Below are 19,384 nucleotides of genomic sequence, written 5' to 3'. Positions count from 1 at the left end.
TCCGGGTCACGCTTTGTTTGTTTTTTGTCGAGCTATTTTTTCAGTGCTGCGGAAAGCCTCTGTTGCGCCTCGTCTGTTGAGAGTACGTCTGCAGAAAGTTGCGCTCCCTTGAGCACAATGTCTCGATCGAGCGAGTGATCGAGTTCGTTGAGTAAGCCCTTCGTTGCCGCGAGCGCCATCGCGCCGCCTGACGCGATCGCGTGCGTGATCTCGACCGTCCTTGCTGCAAGATCATTGCGCGATGCAACGCAGTGGTTGATGAGTCCGATCTCGTGTCCACGCTGCCCCGTCATGAGTCCGCCCGAGAGGAGCACCTGTCGCGCTCTGCTTGCGCCGAGCTTTCTCACAACCCACGGCGCTACCACAGCCGGGCACACGCCAAGATCAACCTCGGGGAATCCGAGCTTCGCGTCTACGTGCGAGATGGAGATATCGCACACGCACGAGAGACCGCATCCGCCACCGATCGCTGCACCGTTGACACTGGCAACGGTGACCATGGGTATCGCGCGAATGCGGAGCGTGAGTTCCGCGAGTCGCGTGAGCAGGGTGCGCGCGAGTTCGGCATTGCCTAATACCGCTTTCAGGTCCATTCCAGCGCAGAAGGACTTCCCCTCACCGGTCACAACGAGTACGACAGGTCTGTCAGGTTGTGCGCAGAGCGATTCAACAGCATCCATCTGGGTGTGCAGCGCTTCGAGCAAGTCGATACTCAACGCGTTCCGCGCATCGGGGCGGTTGAGCGAGAGTGTCGCGACGCGGTCATCAATAGTGAGATGAGCAAGATCGGATGGTGCCATGCAATGGTCCTGTTTCGTTTTGAGCTTTTTATTTCTTTCGTTCACTCCAGACGTGTGGGAGCAGCGATGTTACCTCGTCGTTCGTGGTGAGTGAGAGCGATACGTCGAGCCCTCGCTGCGCGTCTGTGAGTGAGCCATCGATTTCGCTGAGCCAGTGTTTCGTCTGCGCAAGAGCGTTTGGCGGTTTCGAGGCGAGTGATTGCGCTATATCCATCGCGCGCCTGGTGAGTTTATCGTGATCGTCCACAAGTTCTATCGCGATGCCGGTGCGGTGAGCGAAATCTTCAGCGGTGTGCAGTGTCGGGTCGAGGAACACATCACGCGCGCCGCTTGTTGCGTGCTGTTCGCCAGCTCGCGCGATGAACGGTGCATTGACAGCAGGGGAGATGCCGAGCTTGACGACCGGATAGCCCATCTTCGCATCGCGAGTCGCGACGATGACATCTGCTCCACCGATCAACGCGCATCCACCGGCAACCGCTGCACCATGAATCGCGACGACGACAGGCTGCGATGCCGTTCGAAGCGATTGCACAACCCTGCTGAGTCCTGTCAGCAGCGCATCGAGCGCGGTCTCGTCGTCCTTGCAAAGAGAAAGATCAAATCCCGCGCAGAACGTGGGGCCGTTACCCGAGAGCAAAATCACACGGTCCTGTTCTGTTGCGGCGTTGATCGCTGCGTCGAGCTGGGTGAGCATCTCGGGTGTCTGCGCGTTGCGCTTGGATGCGCGATCCAATCTGATGTGCAGAATGCCGTTCTCACGATGCGTTTCAATGAGTGCAGATGATGAGGAAGACGATGACCTAGCAGTCTGATTCTTCAGAGACAGTGCAAAGGCTGAGGCTGGCGCGAGCTTGGTTGTGTCGATGCTGCCTTTGTATCCTGCATCGGTACATGTACGCACAAGCAATGCGGTGTCGATATTGCCCGGCGCGCGCGTGCTGTCTGTCGATGCGAACGGACAGCCACCAAGTCCGCCAGCTGCGCTGTCGAACGAGGTGATGCCCATGTCGAGCGCCGTCCGTACACACTCGGCAGCGTTTCCGAATGTGTCGTGCAGATGGAGTGTGAGTCTGGCTTCGCGCGGGAGTTCCTGCTGCACTGCGGTGAGCATGGCTTGCGTCGTGCCAGCGGTTCCCTTGCCAATGGTGTCGCCAAGGTCGATCTCGTCGAGCCCGCGATGCTTCCCGAGTTCCCACAGTCTGCTCGAAACATCCGCGATCTGCGATGGCGAGATCGGTCCCTCGAACGGGCACTCAATGACGCACGAGACATACCCGCGCACGCCAAGCCCAGCTCTATGGGCTAGATCAAGTACAGGGTCAAACCGTGTAAGTGTTTCCTCAATCGACGCGTTGGTGTTCTTCTGTGAGAAGGTTTCGCTAGCAGCGGTGAAGAGAGCAATGCGATCCACGATGGGATTGCCGAACCGATCCTGTGCCTGCGTGTTGACTTCGATCAATCGCTGCATCCCCTTGTCGTTGGGGATGAGAACGGAAAAAACAGGGCGATCTATCCCAGCCTGTTTGCCAGCGAATCTCTCGGCAACCAGCATCAGCAGATCAGCGGCATCCGCAAGCTGTGGAACCCACTTTGGGTGGACGAAGCTCGTCAACTCGATCTCATCCACGCCGGATGCAGCGAGCATTTCGATGAGGCGCAGCTTGTCTGCGGTTGGGACGGGTGAACCATCGACAGCGAGCGGCTCGTTCTGCAATCCATCGCGCGGGGAGACATCCGTAATTCGCACTCGCTGAGCCATACTCGATGGTACGTCGGTATGCTGGAAAGGGGGCCAAACGCGGGTCTGGCGACTACGATGGCACACATTTTCAGCTAACCAGAGACAGGACACGTATCGCATGAAAATCCACGAATACCAGGGTCGAGACCTGCTCAGTTCCGCGAAGATCCCCGTGCCATCAGGGCGAGTGATCGAGAACGCGAACGATGCAGCATCCGCCTACGACGCGATCGCCAAGGAGTCGGGTACTGATCTAGCCGTTGTCAAAGCGCAGGTCCACGCGGGCGGTCGCGGCAAGGCTGGATTTGTGAAACTCGTCCGGTCAGCCAAGGAAGCAACCGAAGCAGCCGAGTTCATGCTATCCAATGTCATGGTGAGTGTGCAGACTGGCCCCGAGGGGATTGCGGTCAACAAGTTGCTTATTGCAGCAGGCGTTGATATTGCGAAGGAGTATTACCTGGCGATTACGACAGATCGCAAGACGCGTCGGAACATCCTCATCGCGTCGAGTGAGGGCGGTGTTGAGATCGAAGCGGTCGCAGCCAAGAACCCGGACGCGATCATCAAGGAGCCACTCCATCCCACGCTTGGTCTGCAGGGATTCCAGGCGACGAAGGTCGCGTTCAGACTCGGGTTCAAGGGCAAGCAGGTTCGTCAGGCTGCGAGCATTATGCAGAAGCTGGCGAAGCTGTATGTAGAAAAAGATTGCTCGATTGCTGAGATCAATCCACTGATTGTGACACCGCCATCAGAGCAGCACCCTGATGGCGAAGTGCTTGCGATCGATGCGAAGTTTAACTTCGATGACAACGGGCTGTTCCGCCACAAGGACATCCAGGAACTCGCCGATCCGAATGAGGAGAACCCGGCCGAGCTTCGCGCGCACGAGTACGGGCTTTCGTACATCGCGCTTGACGGCAACATCGGATGTCTGGTCAACGGCGCAGGTCTTGCGATGGCGACCATGGACATCATCAAGCTCCACGGCGGCGATCCTGCGAACTTCCTCGATGTTGGTGGTTCAGCGTCAGAGGAAGCGGTGACCGAAGCATTCCGCATCATTCTGTCTGATTCAGGCGTGAAGGGTGTGATGGTCAACATCTTCGGCGGGATCATGCAGTGCGATGTGATCGCGCAGGGCATTGTAAATGCGGCTGAGGAAGTCGGATTCAAGATCCCACTCGTTGTGCGTCTCGAAGGGACAAACGTCGAAGCGGGCCGCAAGATTCTCGAAGGCGCAAAGTCGAAGATCCCGACCATGCAGGCTGCAGCTGACCTGACCGATGCTGCAAGCAAGGTGTGCGCTGCGGTGGGATAATCGGTTCGGTTCTTTGCAATACGACATTTCAACTTGGCCCGCTGCATGTACAGCGGGTTTTATCTTTGAGCCAAATATGGGGATTTTGGCAGATTTGCATGTAGATACAGATGTCCAATCGAGTACACAAACCCCACCTCAGCAGCATTGACCTGATTTCTGTACAATGTACACGTATGGAGCATTGTTGAAAGCACTCCAATGCAGCGAAAGGAGAAATACCAATGGTGGCATTGATAGATTTGTGGTTACCGATTCTGCTCAGCGCCGTGATTGTTTTCGTTGCGAGCAGCATTATCTGGATGGCAACACCTCTTCACAAGCACGATTACAAGAACCCGGGTGAGCACGAAGCTGCGATTCTGGATATGGTGCGAAACACAAAGCTGCCAACCGGCATCTACTACGTCCCCTGGTGCTCGCACGAAAGCGCAAAGGATCCAGAGACACAGAAGCGCATGGCTGAGGGGCCGTGGGCCATGCTCTCAATTCCAGCGGGCAAGCCCAACATGGGCAGGATGCTTGGACTCTGGTTCGCTCACGCGGTGATCACATCATTCGTTGTGGCATACATCGCATCGCATGCCGGGCTCGCACCCGGTGCTGCATATTTGAGCGTGTTCCGCCTTGTCGGCGCAACAACATTGCTCGCCTATGCCGGGTACACATTGCCAATGTACATCTGGCATGGCATGCCAAAGTCGCAGATCCCAGGTCGTCTGATTGACGGACTTGTGTACTCGCTGCTGACTGCGGGTACGTTTGCGTGGCTGTGGCCAAATGCCCCTGTAACAGCATAGCTTATCTGCTTTTGGATTGAAGTTTTAGTAGCAGGAGGAATGAAAAACGGGAGCGAATGCCCCCGTGTGTAATTATGTATAAGCAATCGAAGATCAGAACGTCCAGCCGACAGTCGCAAAGTATGTAAAATCGTTCCTGTTCTGTCCATCGCCCGGTGATGAGTCATAGCGATCTTCGACGCCAGCCTTGAAAATCATGTTGCTCTCTTCGCTGAGCACATACTCGTACGCGGCCTTTGCGATCGCGCGCATCTCGCCAGCATCATCCAGTGAAGGATACAGATCCACACTCGCAGTGACCTTTGATCTGTCGTCGATCTTGTGTTCGAGGTCGGCACCAAGTAGCGCCTCGGGTGTCCAGTCATCATCCTCGCCACCAAACTCTTTGGAAAGACCGAGGCCAGCACGCAGGTTCACCGAGGTTTTCTCGTTCTTGATAAACTGATATGAAGGACCTGCAAATAGTGACAGTCGCTGATCCCAGTCGGCAAAGCTGTCAATTTCAAGAGACTCCTGCGCGAAGAAACCCCACGGAGAGTCATCAAACTTCCAGTCATTGCGGAGAAGCTGATACAGACGGTTCTCAGACTCATCACCATCATCCTGACCATAGTTGTATGTGAGCTCGAACGTTGTCTTGTAGTCAGTGGTATCGCGTGCTGCATTCAGACCCGCGCGGAAGTTAAAACGCTCGGTATTGCCCGATGCCCCGTTGAGACCGAGATCGATCGAGCCCTTCCAGCCTTCGAGCCAAGGGGTTGAAGGATCAAGTGGCGGCGGCGCTTCGTCCTGAGCAAGTGCGGTCAATGAGAATGCCGCCGAACCCGCTAGAGCGAGCGTGATTGATATATTCCGTGAGAACCTGAGCATGCGAACTCCCCTTCAGTTGGATCATGATGAAACCAGTACACGATAACATGCCGGTAGCCAACCAGTTGCTACTCACCACCAGCAGCGTCGGAGTGTATCCAAATCATGTGATTCTGTGCAGGGCGGGGGTGTCGGTTGGTACGTACAGAAGGCTACCATGACACGTGCCAGCACTCACACTTACCAACGTCAGTTATGCCATTGGAGACAGGAGACTCCTCAACAAAGTGAGTATCACAATCCAGCACGGCGAGTGCGCTGGGATTGTGGGCCGCAATGGTGCGGGCAAATCAACTTTGTTCAAACTGGTTACCGGCGAAAAAACACCTGATTCGGGTGAAGTTGTTCGTGCTCGTGGAAACACAATGGCTGTTGTGGGGCAGGATCCGGTATTCTCGGGTTCAATGACCCTGCTTGAAGAAGCAGCACAAGGGCTCGAAGCGATCCAGGATCTTCAGCAGCGTCTCGATGATCTTTACGAGCAGATCGCAAACATTGATGATGCTGCACCTGATGCTGAGATTGATCGCGATGGCTTGCTTCGTCAGGCGGAGCACGTGCAGCACGAGTTGGAACAACGCGATGGATATGCAACGCAGCATCGCGTCGAGATTGTGCTGCAAGGCGTTGGGTTCACACAGAAAGAGTTCTCATTGCCTGTTGAGGGACTCTCGGGTGGACAGCGGTCGAGGCTGGCGCTTTCCAAGGCGTTGCTTGCCGACCCGGATCTGCTTTTGCTTGACGAGCCAACGAACCACCTCGATATCGAGGGCAGGCAATGGCTTGAGAACTTTCTGAGCACGAAGTTCCAGGGATCGGTGTTATTGATCTCGCATGATCGGTATCTGCTCGATCATTGTGTGCGAAGAATTATCGAAGTTGATAACGGTGGATTGATCGAGTATCCCGGCAGCTACACAAAGATGGTGCAGTTGCGCGCGGAACGCAAGCAGTTGCAGATGCATGCGTATGAGAAACAGCAGGAAAAGTTCGCTCGCGAGAGTGAGTACATTCGCAGATTCAAGGCTGGCCAGCGGGCCCGCCAGGCGAAGGGACGCGAATCTCGCCTGACGCGCGAGATGGAAGAGCAGTCAATCGAACGCCCGCTCGAAGCGAGTGTGCTGCACTTTGTCGCACCACCAGCGCCGCGCTCCGGTGACATTGTTGCGACGTTGAACAATGGATCTGTGTGGTATGATGTGCCAGCAGATGATTCAAATGTTGCACATCGCAGAACGCTTTTTGAACAGTTCAATGTGAAGATCAGTCGTGGCGAGCGTTGGGGAGTGATCGGCGCGAACGGTGCGGGCAAGTCCACACTTGTGCGCTGCCTGCTCGGAGAACAACAACTCGACGAGGGCAACTCCCGCATAGGATCGAATGTCGAGATCGGGCACTACAAGCAGATCGACGCGACCATGGATCTACAGATGACGGTGCGAGAGTATTTGCAGCGCGAGTATCGGCTTGCGCACGACGGGAAGCTGCTGTCCGAGCAGGAAGCGAGCGATCTGGCTGGCGCGTTTCTGTTTTCAGGTCGCGATCAGCAGAAGCCGATGGGAGCGCTTTCGGGTGGCGAACGCAGCAGGGCTCGACTCGCGTCGCTGATGGTTTCTGGCAAGAACCTGCTGGTGCTTGATGAACCGACCAACCATCTGGACATCCCAAGCTGCGAACGACTGGAGCAGGCCCTTCGTCCGACATCGCAGGATGGAAAGTACGATCACACACTTATTCTCATCAGCCATGATCGTGCATTGCTTGATGCGCTCTGCGACCAGCTCATTGTGTTCGAGCACGATGGACGCGTGCGGGTGTTCCACGGGAACTATTCACAGTGGCTGGAATCGAGCGGGCAGCCTGCTGATGCTGGTGTCAACCAAACCAGTCATCAATCGACTCCTAAGCAGACAGCCCAGCCACAGCCTGCAGCAGAGAAACCTAAGGCAAAGCCCAACGGTGAGAGCAAGCGGAACCCACTCAGCTGGATGCGTGACGAGCAGCTCGATGAAAAGATCGAGGAGCTTTCTGCACTTGTCAAATCACTCGACGAGAAGATGTCTGATCCGAAGGTCTATACAGACGCGAGCTTGTGTAAGCAGGTGATTGCCGAGCGGGAAACGGCCAAGGAATCACTGGATCAGCACGAGGCGGAGTGGCTTCGTCGGGCTGACGGTTAATGTGGAATTGCGGTTTCTGGACCAGCAACGACGTTCGATGAAACCGGCAACCTGCTCTACGATCTCCACTTGTGGTTTGCTCCGCACCAAGGGGCACCGATCATATGAAACAGGTGGACTCGAACCGGCCAGAATGCCGATGGAACGGGACATATGCAAAGCCCAGATCAGTTTGTGAATCTCTCCGGCCAACCGGTTCGGATCGAGAATGAATCTGTCCCCACCGGTCGCAGACAGGCAATCCGGATGATGCTGTCGTCGGCAGTTGGTGTAGCTGGCATCGGTCTGCTTTCAGGCTGTTCAACACGCAGCGGGAGCATGACGTACATCCCGGGTGTCTGGAGTTCAAAATCGGCAAGAGAGAACGCGACCGCGGATCCTGTGACGAGTCGATACGTTGATCCCCGCCCACGTGCTGATGTGACACCCGAGATGGGGCTCGCATCTCCATTCCCGATGGCGATGCCGCGATCGTCGTGGACCAAAGAGGGAGTGATCGCACGTCTGGCTGACCCGATGGTTGCGATCGAACGCATCACAGTGCATCACGACGCGATCGATAATGCAGGCTTGCGAACGAAGAACGATGTTGCCCGCCGTCTGAACGCAACCCGCTCGGGGCATCTGGCTCGCGGCTGGGCTGACATTGGGTACCACTACATCATTGACCCAATGGGCAACGTGTGGGAAGGCAGACCTGTTCAGTGGCAGGGTGCGCACGTGAAGGAAGCCAATCCACGCAACCTCGGTGTGATGGTCATGGGCAACTTCATGCACGAGCGTCCATCAACCGAAGCAATGGCATCGCTGGAGCGATTTCTCACGGAATCGATGTCGCGGTATCGCGTGCAAGTCTCGAAGGTCTACACGCACAGAGAACTCGGGCGCACGCTCTGCCCGGGCACAAACCTGCAGAATGTCATGCTTGGTCTCCGCAGTCAGACGGGCGGGCTTTCCCGCGTTCGCGCCTGACCGATCCATATGAAGCTCGGAACACCTGCGCAATCCGATCAGATGGCGTTTGTTCTTGCGCGATCAACGCGCAAGTCCTGCATTTGCATATTCAACATCTGTGCTTTTACATGTGGCATGATGCTTGCGTAGTCGCTGAAACACGATTTTCCGTTTGGAGCGACACGATGACACATATCAATCCCATTGCTGGCGTTCAATCACAATCCCAGACAAATGCCAGTGCGATGGAACTACTCAAACTGCTTCGTGAAGCACGTGCAACACCGAAGGTGGACACGGTTGAGGACAACGCACCGAAGCAAACGGATGAAGCGCATATCTCCGCACGATCACAGCGGCATGCTGCTCCCGCAGCCGAAGCAGGGAAGCCTTCTGTAAACGAGATGGAGCGGTTGCGTTCAATGCTCCTTGGCACATCAACCAGTGAACCGGTTGCGGATCCTGATCGCATGCGGGTACTCGAACTGCTTGGTGGCGACTGAGGATTCAGCCGACGACATCGGGAAGATTTTCAAGGCCCTGTGTCAGAACGCGCGGGCCGTCTTCTGTAATGAGCACATCGTGTTCGTAATGCACGCTGAGTGAGCCGTCAGCAGTGTAGATAGGCCATTCCCCGCGCTTCTGCTTTGTGTGGCCGGTGCCGATCGCGAGCATAGGCTCAACCGCGACAAGCGTTCCCGGCTTGCACTGGCGTGAGCCATCGGGCCATTCACCCATCCAGCCTGGGACAGAGTTTGAGATGTACGGCGGTTGATGGAGGATGCGTCCGTAGCCGTGCCCACCTAGCCCGAGCGTTAAATGGAAGCCGTACTTCTCTTCGACGATGTGCTCAACCCGCTCGGCCCACGCTTTGTATGTGTTATTCGGGTGCAGCTCTTTCACGCCCTCGTGGAGTGATTCCTTGCCAGCATCCATTAACCGCTTTGCCTCGTCGGATGGATACTCACCGATGGCATAGGTCCATGCGGCATCGCCGATCCAGCCCTTGTAGCTCACGCCGATGTCGATGCTGAATAGATCGCCACGCTCCAGAGGCTTTGTGTATGAGCCGGCTGTGCCGTGGACAATGCAGTCGTTCACACTGAGACACGCGTGCGAGGTGAACGGCGGCGTGCGCGGCACGCGATACCCAAGGAAGCAGGATTTGCTTTGCAGATCGGCAAGAGCCTGGGCGACAAGCTTATCCACCTGCGCGAGCGTCATGCCAGCCTTCAGCACTGCTGATACACGTTGGTGTACAAGGACGACTCTCTCTGCAGCTTCTACAGCGAGCGAGACATCGGCTGGTGATGTGACGAGATTGGTCTTTGTCGGGGCACGCATGATTCGATGCCATCATAGGCTGGCAGGCTCTCTATGATGATCCGTGGACACGATCCCGGATAACTCCCCGCTTGCGCAGGACGTTGTGCGTGCGCTATCACAGCAGAGATTCATGCTCGCTGTTGCAGAATCATGCACCGGTGGATTGATCGGCGCGACAATCACAAGTGTGGCGGGCTCGTCTGCGTGCTTTGCAGGCGGATTCATTGTATATGCCAACGAGATGAAGCAACGGGCAATCGGCGTCAGTGCAATGACGCTGGAGCAGCACGGCGCAGTCAGCAGACAGTGCGCGATTGAGATGGCGAATGGTGCACTGGAAGGAGCTCGTGCTGATATCGCGGTAGCAGTGACGGGGATTGCCGGACCTGATGGTGGAACCGAAACGAAACCAGTCGGAACCGTGTGGATCGGACTCGCAAGACACGGCAAGTTGACGAGTGCGCGGCACTTTATTTTTCCGGGAGATCGACAGTCGGTTCGTGTTTTGACCGTGCAGACGGTCCTGCAATGGATACTGGCTCTGGTTTGTGAAAAATCTCCAGCGAATCTCGAATATGAACACCCGACTTCGTGATTGGTAGAGAGGCTGCGCGACGGAGGAACTTACAGCGATGGTGCGCACCGAAACAGGCATGCTCTCAACTCGTCACTCCTTGATTGTGTGCGTTTTGGTACTCCTTGCAAGCGCGATGGGCGCTGCAGGACAGCGTGATCTTCAGAACTTGGAGCAGGAGACGCCGCAGTCCGTTTTTCAGGTCAATGGGGTGCGACCGACGACGATCATCGTTGGATTTACCGAGACACTGCCGGATATTGACACAAGCTGGCCAAGCATGCTGCTGCAACTCCAAGGAGCAGTGGAGGTGCTTGATTCACGATCAGTTGGTCGTTTGCTTGCAACACCGATGCCACGCCAACCAGCAACAACATGGACCGAGGAAACGCAAAGGCTGTGGGTGCTGCATATGCAAAGTGCGCGCAGCGAAATGTGGAAGCGGGTAGAGATCGGGCGCGATCTGAAGGGTGTTCTCCTCGCACGGGATATCGACGGTCCGCGTGATCGACCGATGGCGATTGAACTCGACCGAGAGCGGTTCGCCGAGTTTGCGTGGAACTGGTCACTCTGCAATGTGAATCCTGCCGAATCGGAAGATGTGCAGGGAGGGTCCCCACGGGCACCGCGTCCGGGCGAGGTTGTCACACTTTCTCAACCGCTGTTTCCATCATGGATACACCTGAATGAGGACACGCTGAAGGAGCGTCTCGGCGGTGGAAGGGTGGTTGTGACGGAATCTGCTGCAGTCGATCTTTCAAATGAAGAACTGCTTCTTCGATTGCCGGTCGGGTACACGCCTGACAAGCCCGCTGGATTGATTGTGTGGATTGACGCGGTTGATTATGGCCCGCCTCGAAATGAGCTGTTCAATGCGGCCGATGCGCACAATCTGATCTGCGTGAGTGCTGCAAACTCAGGGAACAATCGACCGTACGCGGACAGATGCCAGCTCACACTCGACGCGGTACAGAACGTGTGCATGCGATTTGCTGTTGACAGGGAACGCATCTACACCGCAGGAATTTCCGGTGGCGCACGCATTGCAACCATTGTGACCCAGTGCTTTCCCGATATCTTTGATGGCAGCGTTGCAGATGTTGCGCTGTCAACATACATGGCATCTTCTGCAGGGAATGGATTGTACTGGCGTGCTGATATCGGCAGACCGTCTCGTCAACTGCTTGCAATGCTGAAGGGGCACCGTATCGCTGGAGTGACAGGCCCTCGTGACGGGAACTACGAATCGATGAAGGCTCGCGAGCGAGACATGAAAAAGGACGGGCTTGATGTTCGTGTCTTTGAGTACGACATGGGACATGAGATGTGTACAGCTGGCCAGTTTCTGACTGCGCTAGAGTGGGTTGAGGAGCCGTTGCGGGAAGAACGAGCGAAGGCAACCGAGGAAGCGACAAAGGCGATGGAGTCATACGAGCAGATGGTCCAGCGCCAGCGGTTTGATCAGGCTATCGCAAATCGGCAACTCATGAAAGTTGTTGAGATTGCGCCGTGGACCGAGGTCGCGTGGAAAGCCTGTGAGATCCTGCTCGAACAGCATCTGGCAAGGTAATCAGTTACAATCCTGCATATGAACGACCTGCTTATGGTCATGTATGCTGTCGCAACTGTGCTGGTCATTGCGCCGCTCGGTATTCTTGTAGGGATATGGATTCGACGGCAGCAGCGGTCAGATGAGGATGGTCATCGTCCATCCATTGTGGTTCGACGGGATGAGATCAGGTAAAGTGTCTCGGGTTCAATAAAGACGGAGTACGCGGTATGCTTGACTGGTGGGGAGATCTTGACTGGAAACTGAGATACGGTGTTGCGCTACTTGTGATGCTTGCTAATCTTATTGCGTTGCTTGGGTTTGGCATTCTCTCGTTTTGGGGATGGGGCATTGGCATAGCACTCCTGCTCTTCGCTGGTCGATCAGATGCAGAAAAGAATGGGTATCACTTCTAGATATTCAGGATGTGTGACTAATCGTGGCGCAGCGCGACAATGGGATCCTGTGCCGCAGCTCTCCGAGCTGGATAGATGCCGAAGATCAAGCCCGTCAGCACGGCAATCACGAACGCGACCATGATTGACCAACCCGTGACGTGTGTCGGAAGCGAGACATCGGGGTCGATGTACTGACGCAGAAACCCGATTCTGGGTAGCTTTGGTACGCCCCAGTCAAGCAAGAGACTGATACTCACGCCGAGGGCAACACCGATCAGTCCGCCAAGCGCTGACAGCACACTGGTCTCCACAATAAACTGCCAGACAATGTGCTTTTTGGTAGCTCCGAGCGCGCGACGGATGCCGATCTCGCGGGTGCGTTCCGTGACTGTCGCGAGCATGATGTTCATAATTCCGATACCACCGATCAGCAGGCTGATACCAGCAATTGTTGCAGAGACGGCCCGCCCTGTGAGCGATGCTTTTCTTGCCTGTTCGAGAAGCTCAAATGGCACAACGAGATCGACATCATCCATCTTTGGATGAGTGACTTCCAGCAAACGCCGAATGCGGCGAGAATCCGGCAGCACGTGATCGCTCGTCGCTGCCTCGACGTATATCTCGTTGACCTCGACCTCAGTGGCTTCGAAGCTGCCCGCGGTCCGACGGACGACGATGTCGTTGTCGATAGATGTGATCGGGATATGCACATCATGATTGAGGTCACGACCGATCAGCGTCGCTCCAGCTCCGCCTGCAAACCCGACAGGCTTTAAAACACCAACAACCGTGAAGGGCTGGTCGTCAATGTGAAGCACTTGCCCAACCGGATCCTCAAACTGAAACAGCTGAGTTGCCACCGCTGCTCCGATCACAGCAACCTGGCGTTCGTTGTCAAGATCATCCTGCACGAGGTAGCGACCTCGCCCCATCTGGAGGCGGGCAACATTGATCAGGTCTGGGGTTGTACCGAAAGCTTGGCTGACGATAATGTTTTCGTTTCGGAGGATCTCGCGCCCTGTCGATTTGACGGGCACGATGTGGGCAGCATCGGGGAAGGCATGGCGGATCGCGGCGAGGTCGTCGCGTGAAAGCCCGAACGAGATCACAAACGACTGATTGCCCATGTTTGGCTGATTTTCCTGTGGTGGCTTCACCGAGCGAATAATGATGTTCCGCGCGCCGAGTGACTCGATCCGCTTGAGCGCTTCGAGTGTCGAGCCCTCACCAATTGACACCATTGCGATGACGGCAGCCACGCCAAAGATGATGCCCAGCGCTGTCAGGATGCTCCTGAGCAGGTGGAGTCTGAGGCTGGTCAGGCCGAGTTTGATCGTCTCATAGATGAATGCCATGGGGACATGAGTTTACGCAGCAGAGTGCGGCGATATTCCGCACGACAGGCTGTCACAACAGGCTTGGCTCACAAGCAGAACCCATAGAAAAAACTCACCCACAGCAACTGCTGTGGGTGAGGGAGTGTGATTGGGATATCTTCGAGGTTGAATTATGGGCAACCGTTCGCGTAGGCGTTGCCGAAGCAGATGTAGTCAAACACATTGAGTGTGCCGTTGTTGTCGCAGTCGGCGTAGGTATGGCCGATTGAATAGGCGTTACCGAAGCAAATGTAATCGAACACATTGAGCGTGCCGTTCGCATCACAATCGGGATAGCAGAGCGCTGGCACGATGGAGAAGTTTGTGTTTGAGATGTCAAAGAAGATGTTGTTCGAAGCTTTCACCTTGATGCGTGCGGTGTTTGTGGAGATATTGGGCATCGTCACCTCCTGCAAGCCATCGTTCGGAGTGCTTGCGAGCAGGAGCGTTGGGAATGTCACACCACCGTCTGTCGAGAGATAGATATCGACATTGGTCGCGTTCACGGGCGAAACATTGGTGTTGGCGACTGACCATGTGACCAACGTGGTGCCCGACTGCGTGGCGCTGGAGTTCGGGTTTGTGACCACGAACGGTCCTGCCGATGATGTGACAATGTGATTGACGTCAGCCGAAGCTGTGCCACCACCAGCAGGGTTGTTGTCACGGACAACAACGCGCATCTTCATGGTGCGGTTGAGCTGGGGCAGTTTCTCACCGATCATGGTTGTGTTGTTCAGAAGCTGCTGAAGTTTGGGGATGATGCGTGTTGGATCGGTGGTTGGATCGAATGCGCGGAACAGTGGGCTTGATCCATTATCGGGTAATGTTGCGTTCTGTGTAGGACCTGTGTCCCGACCCTCCCACGAGTATGTGAGCGTGTCCCCATCAGGATCATTTGCGACAGCCGTCAGTTCGAAGGGCGTTCCAATTGGTATCGTGTAGGATGTGAGCGGGCTGACCACCGGTGTGTTGTTGCCGGTTGCGGTGGGGGTCGCACATGAGTTGCCCGTTGAACCGATGAATGACTTGACTTCATCAATATTAATGTAGCCGAACATATCATCTGAGTGGCTCTGCAGGTTATTCTGTGAGCCGCACAACCCAGCGTACCCCATGATGGTGCTGCCTGAGCCTGGCTCTGTGAGTTTGCTTGCGGGGCCTGCACCGCCACATGTTGAGCCGCCATTAAAGTTGTGGTTTGCGCTGAACTGATGGCCCATCTCATGCGCAACGTAGTCAACCCAATAGGGGTCGCCAGTCGGCGGGGTATAGCACGATGCACCCTGAGCCTTCGCGCTGGTGCAGACACATCCGAGGGATGCGATGCCACCACTGTTTGAGTTGCCGAGTGCGTGTCCGACATCGTAGTTTGCTGATCCGATCGGATTGAGTGCACCAGCGTTCGCATTGAGCATCTGTGACGGGTTGTTGTTATTGAATGGGTCGGTTGAGGCGTTCGTGTACACAACGAGATTGTTGTTTGCTGCGAGCATCAGTCGAACAGCAAAGTCGCGTTCATAGATACCTGTGATTCGGTTCACACCCGTGACGATACCGTTCAGTGCGTTCGTTGCATTTCCGTAGTAGCTGGTAAACTCACCCGTGCATGCCATTGCAACGACATACGTGCGGAGCACGACAAGCGGAGCATCATTTGGATCCTCGGATCCGCTCCAGTCCGGCTGTGCTGCTGGATCAGAGTTCACGAGGCACTGCATCGGATTTGCCGGGGTCAGATCATTTCGGTAGTACGACGCGTAGTGCGTTGTGTCATCGCGTGACACGGGATCGACATACCACGAGTTGCCTCCTGGCGCGAGCACTTGTGCGTGGAACCCGAGAGGCGTGATGTCCATACGGAGCTTTGCTGCGCCGTTGGTGACGCTTCTGCCCACAAATGTGTGTGTGTCGGGCAGTTGTGCAGCAAGCCCTGGTTGCATGACCGGTGATTCAACAATGCGGAACGCGTCGAGACGCCCCGTTGGATCTGGAATCACAATGAGCAGTTTCTCGTCTTCGGGCATGCCGACTGTCTCAAGCGGCGCTTTTGCGAGATGATCACGCATGACCTGCACGTCGAGCGATAACGCTGCATATGCATCGGGTCTGATCCACGCATCGGCTGCGAGCACATCGCCCGGCATGGTCGGGAGCACTGTCCACGCGCCAGATTGTGCAGATGCAAACGATGTGGTGAGAAGGCAGCACAGTGCAGACAGCGAAGCAGCGGTCCTCTTCATTGGGGTGGTTCCTTGTATGTGAATGCGCAACAGATCGACAAAGGGACAGGTATCCAGACTGCCCGACCCACTATACAACCATTCGGCTTGCGCTAGCCACTGTTCCGACTCGAATACGAAAAGTTGCGTGGCAACCATATCTCAGCAGACTGACAACGTATCACAGAGGCTGGTTATAGGTACTAGGTACTTCGACGCTCAGTGACTCAGGATCAGTTGTCAGGGGAGGTCGAGAGTTTTTCTATCTGCAAATCCATGCGCGATAGTTCCGTCACGAGGAACTCACGGTATTGCTGGGCAGCTTTCAGTCGAGTACCAACAGGCAGGCCAGCTTCGGGGTCGGACGCACCTGCCATATCAACAGAGGTGGCATAGTCCTTTACTTCAGGCCAGATGCCAGTCGTCACGTGTGCGAGCACTGCTTCGTATGCTCTTGACAACTGGGGATCGGCGCGCTGGGTGACAAGTTCGGCCGCGGTCGCATTCGCACGTATTGGCGAATCATCAGAGATCACGTCGAAGCGTTCGCGGGCATTTCTCATCAGAATCTGGTGCTCTTCAGTGAGTGGAACCGCAAACCCAGGCGAGGGATCAACGCCCCAGGTCGGATCGCCATCTCGTTTCTGTACAGTGCGCCCCGACGGCAGGTAGTACAACTGCTCGGTCAGTTTGATCTCGCCCTTCTCACTCGGCAGCAGGTACATGCCCTGCACACTGCCTTTGCCGAATGTACGTTCACCGACTGCGATTGCGCGCTTTGATTCAACCAGTGTCCCTGAAAGAATCTCCGAGGCAGACGCGCTTTGGCCGTCAATCAGCACTGCAATCGGTGCAGTGCTTGGAATGATGTGACCTTCGCGCGCCCGAAACGTTTCCTCTGCAAAGCCACGTCCCTTGGTTGAGAGTATCGTTCCACGATCCAGAAAGTCGTCCGCAACCGCAACAGCTTCGTCGAGAATACCGCCGGGATTGGAGCGAAGATCGATGATAAGCCCGCGAATCTCGCCGTATGTGTTCGTTGCCGCTTCAAGCGCATCGCGCAGTTCGACTGATGTTGTGGGGTTAAACTGGGTGATACGGATATACGCGATGTTGTTTACTGGATCGAGCATGTAGCGCCACGCAGAATCGCTGCCTTCGCGGATAATCCCTTTGACTGTTTGGGTTGTTATCTCTGCGCGTGTGATGGTAATAGGAAGCTGGTCACCCTTGCGGTTGACTATGATCGTGATGTTAGTTCCTGGCGCGCCTGTCAGATGTGCTGCTGCATCATCAAGCGTCATGCCCTTTGTGTCGGCATCGTCTATTCTGACGATCTCGTCGCCCGCCCGCACGCCCGCCTTGAGTGCTGGAGACTCATCAAGCGGGGTCACAACGGTCAGCACTCCATCGATCAGTTCGACCGATACTCCGATACCAACATATTCACCGAGCATCGCCTTGTGGAACTCGGACGTGTCGGTCTGCTCAACGAAGAACGAGTACGGATCGTCCAAAGCAGCGATCATGCCAGCGACCGCCCCCATCTGCAACCTTTGATCATCAACTTCCCTGACAAAGCGATCCTTGATAAGCATGCGTGCCTGCAGGATCGGATCGGCAAATGCTGTCTGGCGCGTTCGAATGTACAGTGATGCAACAGACGCGAGTACGGCTACACCTAGCAATATCAGCAGCAGGAGTCGCACGACGAGGGATGCGGTCGAATCTCGCATAACTTTTCTTTCTGAACTCATACCCAAGCGTATGGTGATCTTCGCGGGTTTGCATCTACACTTTGTGCGTGGGACAACCTCGCACAGAACGTACAGGAATCGATGTCCAGCGGGAGCGTGTGGTCTTGGCAGCTGTCAGATTGCCGGACTCACACCATGACCCCGAGGATCCCTTCGGTGAACTCTCCGCGCTTGCTCAGCAGGCCGGCGCGATCGTTGTGGCTGAGTTGGAGCAATCGCTCGACCGCCCCAACGCGGGCACATACATGGGATCGGGCAAGGTCAACGAACTGAAGCAACTGGCCGAACTCCAGAACGCCTCGACGATCATCTTCGATCACGACCTCTCACCCCGGCAGATCAGCAACATTGAGCAGATCACCGGGAAGAAGGTGCTCGACCGCAACGAGCTGATTCTCGACATCTTTGCCAGTCGCGCAACGACACACGAGGCGCGGATCCAGGTCGAACTTGCACAGCTTGAGTACACATATCCACGGCTGCGCGCCATGTGGACCCACCTTGAACGCATTGTCGGCGCTGGCGGGATGGCTGGCATTGGCACGCGCGGACCGGGTGAGCAGCAACTCGAAATCGACCGGCGTCTTGTGCAGCAGCGCAGACTTCGACTCGAGCGCGAGCTTGAAACGATCCACGATCGGAAGCGCAGGCAGGTCAAATCTCGGCGAGCGACAAACTTCACAGTTGGTCTGGTCGGGTACACAAACGCAGGCAAGAGCACACTTTTCAACAGTCTGACTGCTGGCGGCGCATACGCGGATGATCGACTGTTTGCGACGCTGATGACGCGCACGCGCACATGGGATCTCGGAGCGTCCGTATCCGGCGGTGGAAATGCTGAGGTGATGCTGAGCGATACCGTCGGATTTGTGCGTGATCTTCCGCACGATCTTGTTGCTTCGTTCCGATCGACACTTGAGGAAGCGACCCATGCGGATCTGCTGCTGGTTGTGCTTGACGTGTCGGACCATCGTGCCGAGCAGCAGTTGCGCACCGTCATGACAACCCTGGACGAACTCTTCGAGGATGTTGCCAGATCAGAGGAACGTCGTGGCGAGGAGTGGCACATGCCAAAGCGCGTGGTGCTGCTGAACAAAGCGGACAAGCTCAAATCAAACGAGGATGTGCTTGTGTGGCAGAGCAGGGTGCCCGATTCGATCGTGATCTCTGCGTTGACCGACGAGTCCGGGAGACTTCTGATCGGACACGATGATCTTGTGGAGCATGTGCGCCACGAATCGATCGGCCGGGTCGAAGATCTCATCATTACGCTCCCCATGCGCGACGCGAAAACCATTCACGCGATTGAGACCGCTGCCGAGGTGACCGATCGTGTCTATCAGGACGATTGCGTGCAGTTGTTCGCACGGATGAGCGCCAGCCAAGTGGAGAAGTTCCGTTCCGGCAGTCCCACGATGCGGGTTGAGCGAGCGAACGAGGCAGTGTGACGGACAAATGTGGAAAACCCCGCACGGTGGACAGTGGAGCCTATGGCGCAGATACTTTGGGCCCGGTT

General features: G+C 55.9%; 17 protein-coding genes. 10 read left to right on the top strand and 7 right to left on the bottom strand.

Annotated elements, in window-relative coordinates; all coding sequences use genetic code 11:
- Nucleotides 1–32: 32 nt before the first annotated feature.
- Together H6815_13455 and H6815_13450 are read right to left on the bottom strand one after the other, a co-directional pair.
- The gene (locus H6815_13455) at nucleotides 33–800 is read right to left on the bottom strand and encodes an enoyl-CoA hydratase/isomerase family protein (GenBank protein MCB9861445.1); all 768 of its coding nucleotides are present in this window, start codon (nucleotides 798–800) and stop codon (nucleotides 33–35) included.
- 28 nt (nucleotides 801–828) lie between these two features.
- On the bottom strand, nucleotides 829–2,562 hold the full coding sequence (locus tag H6815_13450) for a hydroxymethylglutaryl-CoA lyase (protein ID MCB9861444.1): 1,734 nt from the start codon (nucleotides 2,560–2,562) through the stop codon (nucleotides 829–831).
- A gap of 100 nt (nucleotides 2,563–2,662) precedes the next feature.
- Here H6815_13450 and sucC point away from each other — a divergent pair, with 100 nt between their 5' ends.
- The gene (gene sucC / locus H6815_13445; GenBank protein ID MCB9861443.1) at nucleotides 2,663–3,862 is read left to right on the top strand and encodes an ADP-forming succinate--CoA ligase subunit beta; all 1,200 of its coding nucleotides are present in this window, start codon (nucleotides 2,663–2,665) and stop codon (nucleotides 3,860–3,862) included.
- 302 nt (nucleotides 3,863–4,164) lie between these two features.
- On the top strand, nucleotides 4,165–4,662 hold the full coding sequence (locus tag H6815_13440) for a hypothetical protein (protein MCB9861442.1): 498 nt from the start codon (nucleotides 4,165–4,167) through the stop codon (nucleotides 4,660–4,662).
- 93 nt (nucleotides 4,663–4,755) lie between these two features.
- Here the strand turns inward: H6815_13440 and H6815_13435 are convergent, their stop codons facing one another.
- Entirely contained in the window at nucleotides 4,756–5,532 is a 777-nt protein-coding gene (locus H6815_13435) for a DUF481 domain-containing protein (GenBank protein MCB9861441.1), read from the bottom strand.
- Nucleotides 5,533–5,696: 164 nt separating this feature from the next.
- Between H6815_13435 and H6815_13430 the strand changes: the two genes are divergently transcribed.
- The 3 genes from H6815_13430 to H6815_13420 all read left to right on the top strand — a co-directional run bounded on the left by H6815_13430 (nucleotide 5,697) and on the right by H6815_13420 (nucleotide 9,169).
- Nucleotides 5,697–7,712 carry an ABC-F family ATP-binding cassette domain-containing protein gene (locus tag H6815_13430; GenBank protein MCB9861440.1) on the top strand — a complete coding sequence of 672 codons (2,016 nt, stop codon included), beginning with the start codon at nucleotides 5,697–5,699 and terminating at the stop codon, nucleotides 7,710–7,712.
- A 153-nt stretch (nucleotides 7,713–7,865) separates the two neighbouring features.
- Entirely contained in the window at nucleotides 7,866–8,684 is an 819-nt protein-coding gene (locus tag H6815_13425) for an N-acetylmuramoyl-L-alanine amidase (GenBank protein ID MCB9861439.1), read from the top strand.
- 167 nt (nucleotides 8,685–8,851) lie between these two features.
- Nucleotides 8,852–9,169 carry a hypothetical protein gene (locus tag H6815_13420; GenBank protein MCB9861438.1) on the top strand — a complete coding sequence of 106 codons (318 nt, stop codon included), beginning with the start codon at nucleotides 8,852–8,854 and terminating at the stop codon, nucleotides 9,167–9,169.
- Nucleotides 9,170–9,173: 4 nt separating this feature from the next.
- Here H6815_13420 and map read toward each other — a convergent pair whose 3' ends face one another.
- Nucleotides 9,174–10,010 (bottom strand): type I methionyl aminopeptidase, encoded by an 837-nt coding sequence (gene map, locus H6815_13415; GenBank protein MCB9861437.1) that lies wholly within the window; start codon nucleotides 10,008–10,010, stop codon nucleotides 9,174–9,176.
- Between the two features lie 112 nt (nucleotides 10,011–10,122).
- On the opposite strand from map, the gene H6815_13410 reads away from it, so the two are divergent.
- From H6815_13410 to H6815_13395, 4 genes are read left to right on the top strand one after another with little or no spacing between them, the layout of a single operon-like run.
- The gene (locus H6815_13410; GenBank protein MCB9861436.1) at nucleotides 10,123–10,587 is read left to right on the top strand and encodes a nicotinamide-nucleotide amidohydrolase family protein; all 465 of its coding nucleotides are present in this window, start codon (nucleotides 10,123–10,125) and stop codon (nucleotides 10,585–10,587) included.
- 37 nt (nucleotides 10,588–10,624) lie between these two features.
- On the top strand, nucleotides 10,625–12,136 hold the full coding sequence (locus H6815_13405) for a hypothetical protein (protein MCB9861435.1): 1,512 nt from the start codon (nucleotides 10,625–10,627) through the stop codon (nucleotides 12,134–12,136).
- An 18-nt stretch (nucleotides 12,137–12,154) separates the two neighbouring features.
- Nucleotides 12,155–12,310: a hypothetical protein gene (locus H6815_13400; protein ID MCB9861434.1), complete on the top strand. Its 156-nt coding sequence runs from the start codon at nucleotides 12,155–12,157 to the stop codon at nucleotides 12,308–12,310.
- 35 nt (nucleotides 12,311–12,345) lie between these two features.
- On the top strand, nucleotides 12,346–12,531 hold the full coding sequence (locus tag H6815_13395) for a hypothetical protein (GenBank protein ID MCB9861433.1): 186 nt from the start codon (nucleotides 12,346–12,348) through the stop codon (nucleotides 12,529–12,531).
- A gap of 17 nt (nucleotides 12,532–12,548) precedes the next feature.
- On the opposite strand, the gene H6815_13390 is transcribed toward H6815_13395, so the two are convergent.
- The 3 genes from H6815_13390 to H6815_13380 all read right to left on the bottom strand — a co-directional run bounded on the left by H6815_13390 (nucleotide 12,549) and on the right by H6815_13380 (nucleotide 17,868).
- Nucleotides 12,549–13,868: an ABC transporter permease gene (locus tag H6815_13390; GenBank protein ID MCB9861432.1), complete on the bottom strand. Its 1,320-nt coding sequence runs from the start codon at nucleotides 13,866–13,868 to the stop codon at nucleotides 12,549–12,551.
- Nucleotides 13,869–14,020: 152 nt separating this feature from the next.
- Nucleotides 14,021–16,132 carry a hypothetical protein gene (locus H6815_13385; protein MCB9861431.1) on the bottom strand — a complete coding sequence of 704 codons (2,112 nt, stop codon included), beginning with the start codon at nucleotides 16,130–16,132 and terminating at the stop codon, nucleotides 14,021–14,023.
- A 212-nt stretch (nucleotides 16,133–16,344) separates the two neighbouring features.
- A complete protein-coding gene (locus H6815_13380) occupies nucleotides 16,345–17,868 on the bottom strand; it encodes a S41 family peptidase (GenBank protein ID MCB9861430.1) in 1,524 nt (507 codons plus the stop codon).
- Between the two features lie 47 nt (nucleotides 17,869–17,915).
- Between H6815_13380 and hflX the strand changes: the two genes are divergently transcribed.
- Entirely contained in the window at nucleotides 17,916–19,316 is a 1,401-nt protein-coding gene (gene hflX / locus H6815_13375) for a GTPase HflX (GenBank protein ID MCB9861429.1), read from the top strand.
- Nucleotides 19,317–19,384 lie beyond the last annotated feature (68 nt).

Source organism: Phycisphaeraceae bacterium (assembly GCA_020639155.1).
Lineage (GTDB): Bacteria > Planctomycetota > Phycisphaerae > Phycisphaerales > UBA1924 > JACKHF01.
The sequence above is the reverse complement of the archived record's forward strand: the minus strand, read 5'-3'. Positions and strand labels throughout refer to the sequence as shown.